This is a genomic window from Buttiauxella sp. A111 (assembly GCF_014189855.1).
Lineage (GTDB): Bacteria > Pseudomonadota > Gammaproteobacteria > Enterobacterales > Enterobacteriaceae > Buttiauxella > Buttiauxella selenatireducens.
In genome coordinates, this window is the sequence record NZ_BJFN01000004.1 from 225,242 (window position 1) to 242,130 (window position 16,889).

A 16,889-nucleotide genomic window follows, 5' to 3' on the forward strand; every position below is an offset into this window, starting at 1 on the left:
CCTGAAACTGTTTTGCTGCTTTACATTGCCGCTCACAAAAACCATAGTGATTTAAATTGTGAGCGCATCGCAAAAACGTAAAGGAACCTTCAGCATGACATGTCTATCGGGTACAGTCGCCGCATCACTGGCAGCGATTCTTGGCCGACGCGACTGGGAAAACCCAGCCGTCACGCAACTCAACCGCCTGGCCGCTCATCCGCCGTTTGCCAGTTGGCGTGATGAACGTGAAGCCTGCAATGACGCGCCTTCAGCGAGTCTGATAAGTCTTAACGGTGACTGGCAGTTTAGCTACTTTACGCAACCCGAGAAGGTTCCAGAAACCTGGCTGTCTGCGAACTTACCCGATGCACAAACTTTACCCGTCCCTTCAAACTGGCAAATGCACGGTTTTGATGCCCCTATTTATACCAATGTCACGTATCCGATCCCGGTCACACCGCCGTGCGTTCCGGAAGAAAACCCTACCGGTTGTTACTCGCTCACATTTAATGTTGATGCTTCCTGGCTCGAGAGTGGACAGACACGGATTATTTTTGATGGCGTGAACTCTGCATTCCACCTGTGGTGCAACGGCCACTGGATAGGTTACGGACAGGACAGCCGCCTGCCCTCTGAATTTGACCTCAGCAAAGTACTCAATGCCGGGGAAAACCGGATCGCGGTCATGGTGCTGCGTTGGTGCGACGGTAGTTATCTCGAAGATCAGGATATGTGGCGGATGAGCGGAATTTTCCGCGATGTAACGCTGCTGCATAAACCCGCGACTCAGTTGAGCGATGTTAAGATCGCAACGCATCTTAATGAAGATTTTAGCCACGCCATTGTTGAAACGCAGGTGGTAGTAAAAGGTGTAAATGACCGCGCGGTGCAAGTCTGTCTGCAACTGTGGCGTGACCAACAGTGTGTAGGGGAAAAACAGCAGGCGCTCGGCAGTGAGATTATTGATGAACGTGGTGCATACAGTGACCGCACTACGCTCAAAATCCCGCTGGCCAACCCACTTCTCTGGAGTGCCGAAGAGCCTCATCTTTATCGCGCAGTGGTGATTTTGCGCGATGAGCAAGGCGTAACCATAGAAGCAGAAGCCTGGGACGTCGGCTTGCGTAAAGTCGAAATTCATCAGGGATTGTTGAAGTTAAACGGCAAACCCTTGCTGATCCGTGGCACCAATCGCCATGAGCATCATCCGGTTAATGGCCAGGTCATGGATGTTCAAACCATGCGCCAGGACATCTTGCTCATGAAGCAGCACAACTTTAACGCGGTACGCTGCTCGCATTATCCAAATCATCCAATGTGGTATCGCCTGTGCGACCGTTACGGCCTGTATGTGGTAGATGAAGCGAACATTGAAACCCACGGCATGGTGCCGATGAATCGCCTGAGTGACGACCCGGTCTGGCTGCCAGCGATGACAGAACGCGTGACCCGCATGGTACTGCGCGATATCAACCATCCCTCGATTATCATCTGGTCGCTCGGTAACGAGTCCGGCCATGGTGCTAACCATGATGCCCTTTATCGCTGGATAAAATCAGTCGACCCTTCACGCCCGGTGCAATATGAAGGCGGCGGTGCCAACAGTGCCGCCACCGATATTATTTGCCCCATGTATGCGCGCGTCGACCAGGATCAGCCCTTCCCGGCCGTACCAAAATGGTCAATTAAAAAGTGGATCGGCATGCCCGATGAAACGCGCCCGCTCATTTTGTGTGAATACGCCCACGCTATGGGCAACAGCTTTGGCGGCTTCCATAAATATTGGCAAGCGTTCCGTCAGTATCCGCGTTTGCAAGGCGGTTTTGTCTGGGACTGGGTGGATCAATCTCTCGTCAAACATGACGAGAACGGCGAACCCTTTTCGGCGTATGGCGGTGATTTTGGCGACAAACCAAACGATCGACAGTTCTGCATGAATGGCCTGGTATTTGCCGACCGCACACCGCATCCGGCGCTGTATGAAGCTCAGCAAGCGCAACAGTTTTTCCAGTTTGAGCTTCATCGCGAAACCCCATTACGCCTTGAAGTTACCAGCGAATATTTGTTCCGCCACAGTGATAACGAACGCTTGCTTTGGCACGTTTCGCAAGCGGGCACACGGCTTGCTGAAGGTGAAGTGCGGCTCGATATCACACCGCAGGGTAAACAGGTTATCGTTCTCGACTCACTTCCTGCCATTACTGAAAATGGCGACGTATGGCTGACCGTAAAGGTACAGCAAATTAACGCCACAGACTGGTCTGAGGCTGGGCATATTTGCGCCTGGGACCAGTGGCAACTTGCGGGCGTCCTTCTCGCAACGACACCACCCGTTAACGGCGAGTCCCCAACGCTTGAGGTCAGTCATTGTCATTTTGATATCCGCCATGGCCGCCATCATTGGCAATTCAATCGTGAAAATGGATTACTGAGCCAATGGTGGAAAGCCCAGCAACCCACGCTGTTACAGCCGCTCCAGGATCAGTTCACCCGTGCTCCGTTAGATAACGATATCGGTGTCAGTGAAGTGACACGCATTGATCCCAATGCCTGGGTCGAACGCTGGAAAGCGGCGGGGTTGTACTCACTTGAATCCCAGTTGGAATACTGTGAGGCTGAAGCCCTGGCAAATGAAGTTCAGGTACGTACGGTGCATAGTTGGCAGCACGACGGAAAATCGTTGTTTATCAGCCGCAAACTTTGGCGAATCGATTGCATGGGCACACTCCACGTCAGTGTGGATGTTGACGTTGCTTTTGGCACTCCTCCACCTGCGCGTATCGGGCTTAGCTGCCAGTTAGCGCAGGTTGACGCACAAGTGAGCTGGCTGGGTCTGGGTCCGCACGAGAACTATCCCGATCGTCAGCAATCGGCTCTGTTTGATTACTGGCAGCGCCCGCTTCAAGCGCTATATACCCCGTATGTTTTCCCAACGGAGAACGGGCTGCGTTGTGAAACTCAAAGCCTGGAATATGGCGATCATCACTGGCAGGGTAAATTCCACTTCAACATCAGCCGCTTTAGCCAACAGCAATTGCGCGAAACCTCGCATCGCCATTTGCTCGTGGCGGAGCCTGGTACGTGGCTAAATCTGGATGGTTTCCACATGGGCGTAGGGGGAGATGACTCCTGGAGCCCCAGCGTTTCACAAGAGTTCCTGCTTGATAAATCCCACTATCACTATGCGATAAGCTGGCAACGACGCTAGTACCCACATCCGGAGCAGAACGCCGCCCTCGTTCTGCTCCGGTTATATTCAATCATTTTTTAGGCGTAGTTCCACCGACCTGACGGCTTGTGGAGGCATAGGCCAAAAGCTCAGCTGTGTCGTTGTTTAACGCACGTTTCAAGCCCGGCGTTAAAACGCCATGTTCGCGATGTCGCCCAGTCCAGGTCGCCTCCCAACCCAATTCCGCTTTTTTTGTCAATGAAACCACGATGTGATTACCCCGCAATTCAATAAAATTGGGGGTAATGACAGTGATAGTCGCTGGTTTACCGTCGATATAAGCTGCTGCAAAATTCTCATCGACGCGAACTTCATGGTATCCCTTAAAGTTTAATTGGCCATCCGTGGCAATTCGTGCAGCGGTTTCTGAAGCAGAAGAAAATAAAGCCGCAGCCAAAATAACCCCCATTCCCATTTTTTGCCTTATTCATCACACAAATAACGCGATGCCATTAAGAATAATCTGCAACATAAATATACCGTCAGAATATAAAGTCAATCGCCCATATTAAATTTAAAGGCTATTCGTTTAGATTTAATTTAATAATCTTCCTTGGTTTACTTTTGTTAGCTTAATAACATTAATGCCATTAACACATTTCACAAATTTACAATCTTTTACTGATCTGTCCACTGAGCGGCAAAGCATCAACGTTCAAATTAGTGCTTAATATCATTGAAAACAGACGTTAAAGAATATAATTCTTATTTACGCTCGAAAAACATAATTATTATTTCAACTTCAAGCTACCAGATCGCTATAAACCAGAATATTTACCTTTTAACTGGTTGCACCAGTGATCAGAAAACCCACTCCACACTATGAGACATTTCTTATTTAGAGCAATTTTGGAGCTCAATTGATTTACGTCAATCAAAGACATAGAGCGTGTTTACTCGAATGTTTGGCATGCTATTTATTATGCCCGTCACAACAAATGTTATAATTACAACATCACGAGATGCATCATGAGTAACACTGATCCAAAAAAGAAAAAGAGAACGCCCATTGGGAAGTTTATGCTATGGCTGTTCTATTTATTCTGTATTTATGCTGTTTTCTGTTTATTTAAAGCAGGTGTAGCCTTTAGCCATATACACGCGGCCACAGGGCAGGAATTAGGCGTCAGAGCCGGAGAGTTTGCCGGGACATTAATCATTCTCATATATCTCGGATTTATTGGTGGGATTACCGGCCTTCTGGCCTGGTTAACTCGCGCGAAATAACCTTAGCACCGTGAATACACAACGCTTTAATTCAGGATATCTGGAATGAACAAATTTTTAAGATTTGCGTCAATTGTTTTGCTGCCGACAATTTTCCTGGCGGGATGCGTCATCGCAGAACCGACGGAACAGGCTCACCATCATCATGTGAAGAATCAGAGCCAGGATGCACAGGGCGTGCCTGAGTCTCAACAAATTCAGCAACGCGATGAAACCATCGACTGTAGCCTCCCTTTACCTGTTGATGCGGTCAATTCACAAATTGATGCTTATGACCGTCAGTGTCATTAACGTAAATTAGTTTTCCCCCTCAAGCGACGGTCTGCGCATTGGCAGCCGTCGGTCTCTATCTCCTTATCTGTTAACAAAAAGACATTAGCGTCCTGTAGCGTTTATGAGTAGGATTTAGCGCCCTTTTTGCCATGACGCTGAAATTAAAAAAAAGCCAGGCAAAACGGTGGGTATCTTTTTAACAACACGACAGGGACCACAATGCAAACACTACATAAAACGGAAGTGGAAAAGCACGCGGCTAAACGGCGCTGGCTGAATTCTCACGATTCCGGGTATCACAAAGCGATGGGCAACCGTCAGGTTCAGATGATTGCCATCGGCGGAGCCATTGGCACCGGCCTCTTTTTAGGTGCAGGCGCGCGACTGCAAATGGCTGGCCCCGCATTAGCACTGGTGTATCTGGTGTGCGGGATCTTTTCATTCTTCATTTTACGTGCGCTAGGTGAATTGGTGCTGCACCGCCCGTCGAGCGGCAGCTTTGTCTCTTACGCCCGCGAGTTTCTGGGCGAAAAAGCCTCTTATGTTGCGGGTTGGATGTACTTCGTCAACTGGGCAATGACCGGCATTGTCGATATCACCGCCGTCGCGCTTTACATGCACTACTGGGGCGCATTCGGTGATGTGCCGCAATGGGTCTTTGCCCTTTGTGCGCTGGGGATTGTCGGCACCATGAACATGATTGGCGTGAAATGGTTCGCCGAAATGGAGTTCTGGTTCGCATTAATCAAAGTCCTCGCCATCGTGGTCTTTTTGGTTGTCGGTACGATTTTCCTCGGCAGCGGTAAAATGCTTGATGGCAACACGACGGGCTTCCACTTAATCACGGATAACGGCGGCCTCTTCCCACATGGTTTGCTCCCCGCATTGGTTCTTGTGCAAGGTGTCGTCTTTGCCTTCGCGTCGATCGAACTGGTGGGGACGGCTGCGGGTGAATGTAAAGACCCGCAAACGATGGTGCCGAAAGCCATTAACAGCGTTATCTGGCGTATCGGTCTGTTTTACGTGGGTTCAGTGGTTTTACTGGTGCTGCTGTTGCCGTGGAATGCCTATCAAGCGGGACAAAGCCCGTTTGTGACATTTTTCTCAAAACTCGGCGTGCCATACATTGGCGACATCATGAACATGGTGGTACTGAGTGCTGCTCTTTCCAGCCTCAACTCTGGCCTCTATTCCACCGGACGCATTCTGCGTTCGATGTCGATGGGCGGTTCAGCACCTAAATTCATGTCGAAGATGAGCAAGCAACAAGTTCCTTACGCCGGGATTCTGGTTACGCTTGGCGTATACGTGTTTGGCGTGCTGCTGAATTACCTGGTGCCTTCGCAAGTGTTCGAAATCGTTCTAAACATTGCGTCGCTGGGTATTATCTCTTCCTGGGCATTTATCGTGATTTGCCAGCTGCGTTTACGCAAAGCCATTAAAGAAGGCAAAGCGGCAGACGTCAGCTTTAAATTACCCGGTGCGCCGTTCACATCATGGCTGACGCTGCTATTCCTGTTTAGCGTGTTGGTGCTGATGGGTTTTGATTACCCGAACGGAACGTACACCATTGCTTCTATTCCGCTGATTGCTTTGGTACTGGTGCTGGGCTGGTTTGGTGTTCGTAAACGTGTACACGAAATTGCCAACCAGGTGCATCTCCACCATGAAGAAAGCACAACGTTAACCGATAAGCGTTAAGTCATTTTGTTTGAAAAAGATAGCCACACGCTCAGTGGTGGCTATCTTTTAACCCTTCACTGCCCAGCAACTGTTTCTCACCAACCCTTCTTGCCATAAATCGCCGTAGCATTAACGTTATGTGCCGTTAACACTTTTCAAACATTCATCACAAGTATTAACATATGATCTTGAATGTTCCAGATGGTTCGTCTGGAGCGTAAATGCTCCCACCTGTGAAAATGTCTGATGAAAATTGTGCAACATGGAAAGATTTCCCTTCCACTGATACTTGTCCCGGCGCTGTCGTCTTTTGCCCTTCCTGCGCTTGCGACAGAAGACACGATGGTCGTCACCGCCACGCAAGGTACGATTTCCGAGCTGGATACGCCGGCAGCAGTGAGTGTCGTTAATGGCGACGATATGCGCCAGGCCGCTCCACGTATCAATCTTTCAGAAAGTCTAAGCAGCGTACCTGGACTGCAAGTCCAGAATCGCCAGAACTATGCGCAAGATTTACAGCTTTCGATTCGTGGATTCGGATCGCGCTCAACTTATGGCGTGCGCGGAATACGGATGTATGTGGACGGTATTCCCGCCACGATGCCCGACGGGCAAGGCCAAACCTCGAATATCGATTTAAACAGCGTTGAAAGCGTTGAGATTTTACGCGGCCCTTTCTCTGCGTTGTACGGAAATGCCTCCGGCGGCGTGATGAATGTCACCACCACCACTGGCACACAGCCACCGACCTTTGAAGCCAGTAGTTATTACGGCAGTTTCGGAAGCTGGCGCAACAGTATAAAAGCCACAGGCGCGACGGGCGACGGCACCCAGGCCGGCGATGTCGATTACGCCGTTTCTGCTTCACGCTTTACCACGCAGGGTTATCGTGACCATAGCAGCGCACAAAAAAATCTGGGTAACGCCAAACTAGGCGTGCGGCTTAACGAAGCCAGTAAACTCACGCTGATGCTCAATAGTGTCGATATTGATGCCAACGATCCGGGCGGTTTAACCGAACAGGAATGGCATGACAACCCGACTCAGGCACCCCGCGCTGAGCAATACAATACACGCAAGACGACTAAACAGACCCAGGCTGGACTGCGTTATGATCGGCAGCTTTCGGCTAACGATGATCTCAGTATCATGACCTATGCGGGCGTGCGAGAAACCACGCAATACCAATCCATACCCGTCGCTCCGCAGTTAAAGCCAACACATCCGGGTGGCGTTATCGAGCTTTCACGCCATTATCAAGGGATCGATTCACGCTGGACGCACCGTGGCAATCTGCTATCCGTCCCGGTGATGTTTACCACTGGTGTTGATTACGAAACGCTGTCAGAAAAGCGCAAAGGTTATGAAAACTTTGTGGTGGAAAACGGCACCACGGTTTTGGGTGAGAAAGGCGATTTGCGCCGTGACGAACGCAATCTGATGTGGAACGTTGACCCTTACCTACAAACTGCATGGCAGCTTACCAATAAGTTGAGTCTGGATGCAGGTTTACGCTTTAGCTCGGTTTACTTCGACTCCAATGATGAATACATCACCGCGTTGAATGGCGATGACAGCGGCGATGCGAGCTATCACAAATGGCTGCCAGCCGCCGCGCTGAAATATGCAATCACTGACGCGTGGAATGTTTACACATCGGCGGGACGCGGCTTTGAAACACCGACCATCAACGAACTCTCGTATCGTGATAACGGCCAATCCGGTTTGAATTTTGGCTTAAAACCGGCCACCAGCGATACCGTGGAAGTCGGCAGCAAAACCCGTTTCGGTAACAGCCTGTTGACGGCAGCGCTATTCCAGACCGACACCGACGACGAGATTGTCGCCGACCAAAGTAGCGGCGGACGCACGACCTATAAAAATGCCGGTGAAACGCGACGCCGGGGCATGGAGCTATCCGCCGATAGCCAGCTTGGCTATGACTGGCGTATCAAAATGGCGTGGACCTATCTGGATGCAACGTATCGCAGCAACGCGTGTGGTGATGACCATTGCGAGGGGAATCGTCTCCCGGGTATTGCGCGTAACATGGGATACGCATCACTTGAATATGCACCACCAGAGGGGTTCTATGCCGGTGCAGACGTTCGTTATATGAGTGATATTCAAGCCAATGATGAGAATACTGCCCAGGCACCCGCTTATACGGTTGCCTCACTGAACAGTGGTTATAAGCTGCGTATCCAGGAACGCTGGATGTTGGATGTGTGGGGGCGTGTCGATAACTTATTCGATAGGGAATATGTGGGTTCTGTCATCGTAAATGAAAGTAACGGCCGATACTTCGAACCTGCTCCGGGACGCAATTACGGCGTGGGAGTGAATTTGAGTTACACCTTCCTGTAAGCATATTTTAAATACAAAAAACGGAACCCTGGGGTTCCGTTTTTTATTCAGTAAAGGAGTTCGATTACTCCATCGTTGCGCCGCCGTTAAGCTTGAACACCACGTTGACAATTAAACCCTGGCCTGGCTTACCGCTTTCGTAGCGCCATTTTTTCATCGCCATTTTCACTTCACGCTCAAACATGTTGGCGGGCTGTGCGGAGAGGATACTCACGTTACTCACGCTACCATCCGGGCCAACATCAAACTTCACTCGCACTTTACCTTCAATGCGTAACGCATGTGCACGAGCCGGATACTGAGGTGAATTTCGGCTAAGCGCACGCGGCCCTGTCGCCACCGGAGCGGTCGACGCCACTGGCGCAGTCTTGGCAACCGGAGCTGGACGTGCTGGCGCCGTATTGGTTACCGGCGCTGTCGGGCGCGGTTCAACCGGCTGAGCTTCACGCTTCGGCTGCTCAACCTTTTTCACCGGCTTTGGTTTTGGCTTCGGTTTCGGTTTTGGCTCTGGCTTTTGAATAACAACCGGTGCCTCTTTCGGCGGCTCGGGAATCGGTTCAGGTTCCACTACTGGCTCTGGTGGTGGCTGCACAACTTCAGGTTGTGGAGGTTCCAACTCAGCAGGTGCCACCATAGTGACGCTGATAGGTTGTGCGGGTGCTGGCAACTCAATAACCTGATGTACCGAGGTGTAGAGCAACCCCGCGACAACAGCACCATGTAGCACAACCGAAAGTGCGGTCGGCCATGGAAAGCGGCGAGGTAAATCAAGGGTCATTGACGTCATAATGGCTTAGGTCTCTTAAACAGGCGTCAATTTTAAATGCAAATAGCAATCATATTCAACAACGCATCGAATAAAGTGACGCATTTTACTGACGGCTGGGTGAAATTCCCTCATTCGTGACCACGATTTAACATCTTGTTTATCTTTCAATTGCAGTCTTAGCGCCATTCACTTACCGTATTTTACATACCTCATATCAATAAGGAGTGCTGCACGTGCTGTATGTCATTTATGCGGAAGATAATGCCGACTCTCTCGAAAAGCGGCTAGCTGTGCGCCCTGCCCATTTGGCTCGTCTACAATTACTGCGCGATGAAGGTCGTCTGTTAACCGCAGGGCCAATGCCTGCCGTTGACAGTAATGATCCTGGTGCGGCGGGTTTTACCGGCTCAACGGTGATTGCAGAGTTTACATCGCTGGAAGAGGCTCAAGCCTGGGCCGATGCTGATCCTTATAATGCCGCCGGTGTTTATAAGCATGTGGCGATCAAGCCATACAAAAAAGTTTTCTAATAGATTTGAAAATTCAATAAAATCAACATATTGAATTAAAAACCCTCAAAATATCAATTCATAAAGGGCACAAATAAATACACATTGTATTTTGAAGTGCCTTTTTTATGATTTCCTATACTTCCAGTATCAATCTGGAGGTGGTTGTATGCAGACGCTTCACTCAAATCCAATCTCGTGACGATATTGGGGAGACTGGCTCTCAGTCGCCCCAGGCCAAGAATTGAAGTTTAAAATACCTTTGATGAAAAATCGTTTTTTACTTCACTTTCGATATAGGTATTCAGACCCCACCCGGCGCGTGCCAGCTCTTTCATTTTTTCCAGATGTTCTGGCCCAGGGTGGAAGATATCGTAGAGATAGACGTGATTATTTTTAAAACGGACTTTTATCGAGTTGGCATCAATCTGGAAGCTGACGACCTGTGAATCACCGCTTTTGTTGGCGTAATTTTCCATACCGCATCCTGTTAGATAAGCCTGATATCTGGCGAAGTTATCTATTAACCACGTCCTGCGTTCTCATACAGGGTTATGGCTCACGATTTGCGTAACAGAACGCACAAAGATGAGATTTACGCAATTCATGTAAAAATAGGAAATCATGAGATTGTTAAGGTTATAACCTTGCCATATCTTCAAATTGTCTATTTACACTAAAGGAATAAACATCATGTTTAAGCGTCGCACTCTCAAAACTGCACTTGCGGCGGTTATATCTCTCAGTATCCTTGCTGCACCCGTTTTTGCAAACCCAGGTAACGGTAATGGAGGTGGCGGGCAAGGCAATGGCGGTGGAAATCACGGTAATAACGGTAATAGTGCTAACCATGGCAACAGCGGTAAGAGCGCGGACCATGGCAATAAAGGTCAGGGTAACGAAAAGTCGAATGAGGATCATGGAAGCCGCAAGAACTACGGTAAACCAGACCATGTCGACTCTGATATCAACTTCTCTCGCGCTCGATCCCTTGCTGTGAATTATGGCCTTGTTGGATATCAGGCGCTTCCTCCGGGTATCGCTAAAAATTTAGCGCGTGGTAAACCATTGCCTCCAGGTATTGCTAAAAAAACTTTGCCAGCATCAATGATTAACGATTTACCATATTACCCTGGCTATGAATGGCGAGCCGTTGGTAATGATTTGGTGCTTATTGCTTTAAGCACGGCCATTGTCACTTCCATCATTAACGATGTTTTCGATTAATAGATCCCACCTCAGTGAGCCCTGTATCTGCAGGGCTTTTTGAAGCACGGGATGTGCCTTTTTTATGTTTTCCATTTCTTCCAGTATCAATCTGGAGATGATGATTTTTGGACACTTCACCCCTTTCCCATCACTCGATGACAGTGATAACCTCAGAGCAATTTTTCGTAGTGTATTTGAAATGATCAGGAGTTTTGATGGATCTTTTTGATGAGTCTTATGAGCGGCATAAGCAGTCGGTGGGTAATCAGGAAGCTCGCTGGAACAGCTGGCTGGCCAGCCATCCTCTGGTGATTGTTGCAGTGGCTTTGGTAACAGTGCTCATTATTTTACTGGCAATGCACTTCTCATAAACTCCGTTTTGCCCCCTGCTCACATCTTCCCATTCAGTCGGTAAATCAGCTTATCAGCACGGCTATGACGGATGGCTAAAACGTTTGGACGTTACTGGGCACCGCAAGCGGTGCCCTGATATTACGACGCCCATTGATCGTGAATGGCAAACAACAAGGAATTACGCGCGCGGTTTGCCTGGCACTTTCTGATGGCGTGAATTCGCATGTTGCGGCGTGACTGACCTTCCAGCCAACGCGATCTGCGCCGTTGCGTCTGACGAAGCATACGCCACCGTCCGACCTCAGTTCTACTACGCCTCATTTTTACGACTCTGGTTGCATGTAAGACGCGCCATTATAGAGCCTTCTGCCCTACAGACCAGTCGTTTTACGATTAGTCCTGCAACTCAAATTATTTTGGGTATAGTTTTAGTGTCAACCGGTGGCTGTTGTGCGTAAACTCAAAAGCATACGGTTTCTAAAGGATTTTTGAACGATGACAACCTTCTATACAGTCTTTAGTTGGCTGATAATTTTAGGTTACTGGCTTTTAATAGCCGGCGTGACGCTGCGAATTTTGATGAAGCGTCGTGCAGTTCCTTCAGCCATGGCATGGCTTCTTATCATTTATATTCTTCCGCTTGTCGGAATCATTGCCTATCTCTCGTTTGGCGAATTGCATCTGGGCAAACGCCGTGCAGAGCGTGCGCGCGCCATGTGGCCTTCAACGGCCAAGTGGTTAAACGACCTTAAAAGCTGCAAACATATTTTTGCCGAAGAAAACAGTGAAGTCGCAACGTCACTGTTTCAACTGTGTGAACGCCGTCAGGGGATTGGCGGTGTAAAAGGCAACCAGCTCCAGTTGCTCACTACGTCTGATGAAACGATGCATGCGCTGATTCGTGATATTCAACTGGCCCGCCATAACATCGAGATGGTGTTTTATATCTGGCAACCCGGTGGTTTAGCCGATCAAGTCGCCGAATCGCTGATGGCTGCCGCGCGTCGTGGTATTCATTGCCGCTTGCTGTTGGACTCGGCGGGGAGTGTCGCATTCTTCCGCAGCCCCTGGGCAAACATGATGCGTAACGCGGGCGTGGAAGTGGTCGAAGCGCTGAAAGTTAATCTTATGCGTGTGTTCCTGCGCCGCATGGATTTACGCCAGCATCGTAAAATGGTGATGATCGATAATTACATCGCTTATACCGGCAGTATGAACCTGGTTGATCCGCGCTTCTTTAAACAAGATGCCGGCGTCGGGCAATGGGTCGATTTAATGGCCCGAATGGAAGGCCCTGTCGCCACCGCGATGGGGATTGTGTACTCCTGTGACTGGGAGATAGAAACCGGTAAACGTATTTTACCGCCTGCCCCAGATACAAATATTATGCCTTTTGAAGAAGCCACTGGGCACACGATTCACACCATTGCTTCAGGTCCTGGATTCCCTGAAGACCTGATTCATCAGGCGCTTCTGACGTCGGTTTATGCGGCGCGTGAATATCTGATAATGACGACCCCTTACTTTGTGCCAAGTGACGACTTGCTCCATGCCATTTGCACCGCGGCGCAACGTGGCGTCGACGTGAGTATTATCGTTCCACGTAAGAATGACTCACTACTGGTGGGCTGGGCCAGCCGCGCCTTCTTTACTGAGTTGCTTGCCGCAGGGGTGAAGATTTATCAGTTCGAAGGCGGTTTGCTCCATACCAAGAGCGTGCTGGTTGATGGACAATTGAGTTTAGTCGGTACTGTGAATCTGGACATGCGCAGCTTGTGGCTGAATTTCGAGATAACTTTGGTTATTGATGACTCCGGTTTTGCCAGCGATCTTGCTGCGGTTCAGGACGACTATATATCCCGCTCTCGCTTACTGGACCCGCGTTTGTGGGTTAAGCGCCCAATGTGGCAGCGTGTAGTAGAGCGACTGTTTTACTTCTTTAGCCCGTTGCTGTAAAACGTGGCGCTATCGCACTCGATAAGTGGAAATAAACATGGAAATGGATCTGAACAATCGCCTGACAGAAGATGAAACTCTCGAGCAGGCTTACGATATTTTTCTCGAGCTGGCGGTCGATAACCTCGATCCGGCAGATGTGATTTTGTTTAATCTGCAATTTGAAGAGCGTGGCGGTGCTGAGCTTTTTGACCCAGCCGAAGATTGGCAGGAACATGTGGATTTCGACCTGAACCCAGATTTCTTTGCTGAAGTGGTTATAGGCCTTGCGGATACCGACGGCGGGGAAATCAATGACATCTTCGCACGTGTACTGTTGTGCCGTGAGAAAGACCATAAACTTTGCCATATTCTCTGGCGCGAATAAGTTCGCAGACTTTAAGCATCAGGGCAGCGTAAGGCTGCCCTTTTCACTTATCAATCCTATAACTTCGGCAACACGCTCCCGCAGGATTTGCAGAAACGTGCTTCCATGTCGTGATCGCCCTTATGGCAGCGAGAGCACAAACGGGCATTCCGCTGTTTCTGAAACTCATTCGTCATATGCGCTGTAATAATCCCCGTTGGGATAGCGATGACCGAGTAACCAATCAAGATAAGAATTGAGGCAACCATTCGGCCCGCTCCGGTATGCGGAGTAATATCGCCATACCCCACTGTCGTCACCGTGACGACAGCCCAGTACACCGACGTCCCCAAATTGCTAAAGCCGTTTGGCGGTCCTTCGATGCCATACATCAAGCCGCCAGCAACGACCATCACAATAAGAATAAAGGAGTAGAAAAGAATCAACTGGTGCCGGGCATTAAGAATCGCCTGCCATAACGTATGCAGTGTCGGCATGTAGCGCAGCAGTTTGAGAATTCGCAGCACGCGTATCGCACGCATTGCACGCCACGCAAAGACATAATTGACGCCTATTTCAGGCCACAGCCACAACACGTATAGCGGCAAAATTGTCGCCAGATCGATGAAACCCCAAAAACTAAAGACATATTTCCTGGGTTCAGGCCAGCAAAGCACTCGCAGAATATATTCCAGCGTGAACAACAGCGTGAAACCAATTTCCAGTGCGACAAATACTTGCCATTGATCATAGTTCAGATGATATTGCGTCCCGAGTCCGGACTCGACAAAAACAGCAATCACACTGAGTAAAGCGAATAACCCGCATAACGCTTCAAAGCGTCGGCCTGAGCGTGTTTTTTGATCAAAGAGAAGGTGGTACATCCGCTTACGGGTGGAACAAATAAGCACGGGCAAAGTAACCTCACAAACTAAAAGGGCTGGCATCATGCCAGCCCTGCGAGATTATAGCGGGTCTACCTTCAGACAGGAAACCGCATGCTTGAAGCTGCCCTCCAGCACCGGGCGAGTTATCGCACATTCCGGCCCAGCAATTGGGCAGCGGGTGCGGAAAACACAGCCTGATGGCGGATTTATTGGCGACGGTAACTCCCCTTCGAGAAGTTGTATCGTTTTGTTTCTTTCCAAATCGGGATCGGGAATGGGGACCGCAGACATCAATGCTTTGGTATAAGGGTGCAACGGATTATGGTACACCTCGTCATAGGTACCCAACTCCACCGCATGTCCCAGATACATCACCAGCACGCGGTCTGAAATGTGTTTTACCACAGCCAGATCGTGGGCGATGAAGATAAGCGACAACCCCATTTCACGTTGCAATTTTTGCAGCAGGTTGACCACCTGCGCTTGAATCGACACGTCGAGCGCTGAAACCGGTTCGTCACAGATAATCAGTTTAGGCTCAAGGATCAGTGCGCGAGCAATCCCGATACGCTGGCATTGGCCCCCTGAAAACTCGTGTGGGTAACGGTTAATCAGGTTTGGCAACAAGCCCACTTTCATCATCATCGCTTTTACGCGGTCACGAACTTCCTGACGCGGCATTTTAGGATGATAGGTACGCAATGGTTCAGCAATAATATCGCCGATGTTCATACGCGGGTTTAATGAGGCTAAAGGATCCTGGAAAATCATCTGGATATCGCTACGCACATTGCGCCACTCGTCCTGATTCATCCCCAGCAAATCTTTACCCAACCACGCCACACGGCCTTCAGTTGCTTTGACCAGGCCGATAATGGCACGGGCAAACGTCGATTTGCCGCAACCTGATTCCCCTACTACACCCAGCGTTTCGCCTTCGTATAAACGCAGCGTCACACCATCTACGGCTTTCAACGTTTTGGAGGGTTGCCAGAACCACTGTTTGCCGTCTTTGATGTCAAAGTGCACTTTGAGGTCGGCAATTTCCAGCAGGACTTTTTTCTCTTGTGTCACGGCGTTCATACCAACTCCTCCACTGGCTTAAAGCAAGCGCGCAAACGGCCTTCACCGAAAGGTTCCAGAGGCGGCATGCTATTACAGATTTCCATCGCGTGCGGACAACGCGGCTGGAACGGGCAGCCTTTTGGTAGACGCAGCAGGTTCGGCGGGTTGCCAGGAATGGTCAGCAAAGATTCGCCTTCAGCATCAAGTCGAGGGACCGCATTGAGCAAACCGATGGAATAAGGATGAACCGGGTTGTAGAACACATCACGAGCCTGACCATATTCCATGGTACGACCCGCATACATCACCAGCACTTTGTCGCAGATCCCAGCAACCACGCCGAGATCGTGGGTGATCATGATAATTGCTGTATTGAACTCACGTTTGAGCTCGTTAAGCAGTGTCATGATTTGCGCCTGAACGGTTACATCCAGCGCCGTAGTAGGTTCATCTGCAATCAGCAGTTTTGGACGGCATAACAGCGCCATCGCGATCATGACACGCTGACGCATACCACCGGAAAACTCATGCGGGAACATCCGCATACGCTTACGGGCTTCAGGCATTTTCACGGCATCAAGCATACGAACGGATTCTTCAAACGCTTCTGCTTTGCCCAATTTCTTGTGCAGCATCAGCACTTCCATCAACTGCTCGCCGACACGCATATACGGGTTTAGCGAGGTCATTGGGTCCTGAAAAATCATTGAAATCTGCTCCGCGCGCAGGCGGTTAAGCTGGTTCTCTGGCAGATTCAGGATCTCTTTACCGTTAAATTTAGCAGACCCGCCGATACGGCCATTCGCTGCCAGCAGTCCCATTAAAGCAAAAGCTGTTTGCGATTTACCGGAACCAGATTCCCCAACGATACCCAGTGTTTCACCGGCACGCAGGCTGAAGTTCAGATCGTTTACCGCAGTAACATCACCGTCTGGCGTACCAAAGGTGACGCGCAGATCTTTTACGTCTAACAACGTAGAAGTCTGGCTCAGTGGAGTAACCACCGCAGGATTTTCAATTGTGCTCATCGCGG

Annotated in this window: 17 protein-coding genes; 10 read left to right on the forward strand and 7 right to left on the reverse strand. The window is 49.7% G+C overall.

The genetic code is table 11. The annotated features are described in order from the left end of the window. Nucleotides 1-94: 94 nt before the first annotated feature. On the forward strand, nucleotides 95-3,190 hold the full coding sequence (locus BSPA111_RS13285) for a beta-galactosidase (RefSeq protein ID WP_183271636.1): 3,096 nt from the start codon (nucleotides 95-97) through the stop codon (nucleotides 3,188-3,190). 52 nt (nucleotides 3,191-3,242) lie between these two features. On the opposite strand, the gene BSPA111_RS13290 is transcribed toward BSPA111_RS13285, so the two are convergent. Continuing rightward, nucleotides 3,243-3,608, reverse strand: a complete 366-nt coding sequence (locus tag BSPA111_RS13290) for a hypothetical protein (protein ID WP_183271637.1) — start codon at nucleotides 3,606-3,608, stop codon at nucleotides 3,243-3,245. A 572-nt stretch (nucleotides 3,609-4,180) separates the two neighbouring features. Here BSPA111_RS13290 and drpB point away from each other — a divergent pair. The 4 genes from drpB to pqqU all read left to right on the forward strand — a co-directional run bounded on the left by drpB (nucleotide 4,181) and on the right by pqqU (nucleotide 8,761). Then, nucleotides 4,181-4,438, forward strand: a complete 258-nt coding sequence (gene drpB / locus BSPA111_RS13295) for a cell division protein DrpB (protein ID WP_183271638.1) — start codon at nucleotides 4,181-4,183, stop codon at nucleotides 4,436-4,438. 45 nt (nucleotides 4,439-4,483) lie between these two features. After that, nucleotides 4,484-4,729: a hypothetical protein gene (locus BSPA111_RS13300; protein ID WP_183271639.1), complete on the forward strand. Its 246-nt coding sequence runs from the start codon at nucleotides 4,484-4,486 to the stop codon at nucleotides 4,727-4,729. A gap of 201 nt (nucleotides 4,730-4,930) precedes the next feature. Further along, nucleotides 4,931-6,412, forward strand: a complete 1,482-nt coding sequence (ansP, locus tag BSPA111_RS13305) for an L-asparagine permease (RefSeq protein ID WP_183271640.1) — start codon at nucleotides 4,931-4,933, stop codon at nucleotides 6,410-6,412. Between the two features lie 228 nt (nucleotides 6,413-6,640). Beyond that, on the forward strand, nucleotides 6,641-8,761 hold the full coding sequence (pqqU, locus tag BSPA111_RS13310; RefSeq protein ID WP_183271641.1) for a TonB-dependent receptor PqqU: 2,121 nt from the start codon (nucleotides 6,641-6,643) through the stop codon (nucleotides 8,759-8,761). Nucleotides 8,762-8,825: 64 nt separating this feature from the next. Here the strand turns inward: pqqU and tonB are convergent, their stop codons facing one another. Beyond that, nucleotides 8,826-9,539, reverse strand: coding sequence for a TonB system transport protein TonB (gene tonB, locus BSPA111_RS13315; RefSeq protein ID WP_183271975.1), 714 nt, complete (start codon nucleotides 9,537-9,539; stop codon nucleotides 8,826-8,828). Nucleotides 9,540-9,763: 224 nt separating this feature from the next. On the opposite strand from tonB, the gene BSPA111_RS13320 reads away from it, so the two are divergent. Next, entirely contained in the window at nucleotides 9,764-10,060 is a 297-nt protein-coding gene (locus BSPA111_RS13320) for a YciI family protein (protein WP_183271642.1), read from the forward strand. A 230-nt stretch (nucleotides 10,061-10,290) separates the two neighbouring features. Here the strand turns inward: BSPA111_RS13320 and BSPA111_RS13325 are convergent, their stop codons facing one another. After that, nucleotides 10,291-10,518: a hypothetical protein gene (locus BSPA111_RS13325; RefSeq protein ID WP_183271643.1), complete on the reverse strand. Its 228-nt coding sequence runs from the start codon at nucleotides 10,516-10,518 to the stop codon at nucleotides 10,291-10,293. A 214-nt stretch (nucleotides 10,519-10,732) separates the two neighbouring features. Here BSPA111_RS13325 and BSPA111_RS13330 point away from each other — a divergent pair, with 214 nt between their 5' ends. Next, on the forward strand, nucleotides 10,733-11,266 hold the full coding sequence (locus tag BSPA111_RS13330; protein ID WP_183271644.1) for an anti-virulence regulator CigR family protein: 534 nt from the start codon (nucleotides 10,733-10,735) through the stop codon (nucleotides 11,264-11,266). Nucleotides 11,267-11,463: 197 nt separating this feature from the next. Then, entirely contained in the window at nucleotides 11,464-11,619 is a 156-nt protein-coding gene (locus tag BSPA111_RS13335; RefSeq protein WP_183271645.1) for a hypothetical protein, read from the forward strand. Nucleotides 11,620-11,740: 121 nt separating this feature from the next. Here the strand turns inward: BSPA111_RS13335 and BSPA111_RS13340 are convergent, their stop codons facing one another. Next, on the reverse strand, nucleotides 11,741-11,923 hold the full coding sequence (locus BSPA111_RS13340; RefSeq protein WP_183271646.1) for a YciY family protein: 183 nt from the start codon (nucleotides 11,921-11,923) through the stop codon (nucleotides 11,741-11,743). 174 nt (nucleotides 11,924-12,097) lie between these two features. On the opposite strand from BSPA111_RS13340, the gene cls reads away from it, so the two are divergent. Together cls and BSPA111_RS13350 are read left to right on the forward strand one after the other, a co-directional pair. Further along, entirely contained in the window at nucleotides 12,098-13,558 is a 1,461-nt protein-coding gene (cls, locus tag BSPA111_RS13345) for a cardiolipin synthase (RefSeq protein WP_183271647.1), read from the forward strand. Between the two features lie 37 nt (nucleotides 13,559-13,595). Continuing rightward, nucleotides 13,596-13,925 (forward strand): HI1450 family dsDNA-mimic protein, encoded by a 330-nt coding sequence (locus BSPA111_RS13350; protein ID WP_034455830.1) that lies wholly within the window; start codon nucleotides 13,596-13,598, stop codon nucleotides 13,923-13,925. A gap of 56 nt (nucleotides 13,926-13,981) precedes the next feature. Here BSPA111_RS13350 and BSPA111_RS13355 read toward each other — a convergent pair whose 3' ends face one another. From BSPA111_RS13355 to BSPA111_RS13365, 3 genes are read right to left on the reverse strand one after another with little or no spacing between them, the layout of a single operon-like run. Beyond that, on the reverse strand, nucleotides 13,982-14,854 hold the full coding sequence (locus tag BSPA111_RS13355; protein WP_183271648.1) for an ion transporter: 873 nt from the start codon (nucleotides 14,852-14,854) through the stop codon (nucleotides 13,982-13,984). Between the two features lie 15 nt (nucleotides 14,855-14,869). Continuing rightward, nucleotides 14,870-15,874: a murein tripeptide/oligopeptide ABC transporter ATP binding protein OppF gene (gene oppF, locus BSPA111_RS13360; protein WP_183271649.1), complete on the reverse strand. Its 1,005-nt coding sequence runs from the start codon at nucleotides 15,872-15,874 to the stop codon at nucleotides 14,870-14,872. Continuing rightward, a complete protein-coding gene (locus BSPA111_RS13365; protein ID WP_183271650.1) occupies nucleotides 15,871-16,884 on the reverse strand; it encodes an ABC transporter ATP-binding protein in 1,014 nt (337 codons plus the stop codon). Before BSPA111_RS13365 ends, oppF begins: the two co-directional genes overlap by 4 nt. Nucleotides 16,885-16,889 lie beyond the last annotated feature (5 nt).

Coding starts and splice junctions, on each gene's coding strand:
- BSPA111_RS13285 (WP_183271636.1), top strand. CDS start 95: ATGACATGTCTATCGGGTACAGTCGCCGCATCACTGGCAGCGATTCTT.
- drpB (WP_183271638.1), top strand. CDS start 4,181: ATGAGTAACACTGATCCAAAAAAGAAAAAGAGAACGCCCATTGGGAAG.
- BSPA111_RS13300 (WP_183271639.1), top strand. CDS start 4,484: ATGAACAAATTTTTAAGATTTGCGTCAATTGTTTTGCTGCCGACAATT.
- ansP (WP_183271640.1), top strand. CDS start 4,931: ATGCAAACACTACATAAAACGGAAGTGGAAAAGCACGCGGCTAAACGG.
- pqqU (WP_183271641.1), top strand. CDS start 6,641: ATGAAAATTGTGCAACATGGAAAGATTTCCCTTCCACTGATACTTGTC.
- tonB (WP_183271975.1), bottom strand. CDS start 9,539: ATGACCCTTGATTTACCTCGCCGCTTTCCATGGCCGACCGCACTTTCG.
- BSPA111_RS13325 (WP_183271643.1), bottom strand. CDS start 10,518: ATGGAAAATTACGCCAACAAAAGCGGTGATTCACAGGTCGTCAGCTTC.
- BSPA111_RS13330 (WP_183271644.1), top strand. CDS start 10,733: ATGTTTAAGCGTCGCACTCTCAAAACTGCACTTGCGGCGGTTATATCT.
- BSPA111_RS13335 (WP_183271645.1), top strand. CDS start 11,464: ATGGATCTTTTTGATGAGTCTTATGAGCGGCATAAGCAGTCGGTGGGT.
- BSPA111_RS13340 (WP_183271646.1), bottom strand. CDS start 11,923: ATGAGGCGTAGTAGAACTGAGGTCGGACGGTGGCGTATGCTTCGTCAG.
- cls (WP_183271647.1), top strand. CDS start 12,098: ATGACAACCTTCTATACAGTCTTTAGTTGGCTGATAATTTTAGGTTAC.
- BSPA111_RS13350 (WP_034455830.1), top strand. CDS start 13,596: ATGGAAATGGATCTGAACAATCGCCTGACAGAAGATGAAACTCTCGAG.
- BSPA111_RS13355 (WP_183271648.1), bottom strand. CDS start 14,854: ATGATGCCAGCCCTTTTAGTTTGTGAGGTTACTTTGCCCGTGCTTATT.
- oppF (WP_183271649.1), bottom strand. CDS start 15,874: ATGAACGCCGTGACACAAGAGAAAAAAGTCCTGCTGGAAATTGCCGAC.
- BSPA111_RS13365 (WP_183271650.1), bottom strand. CDS start 16,884: ATGAGCACAATTGAAAATCCTGCGGTGGTTACTCCACTGAGCCAGACT.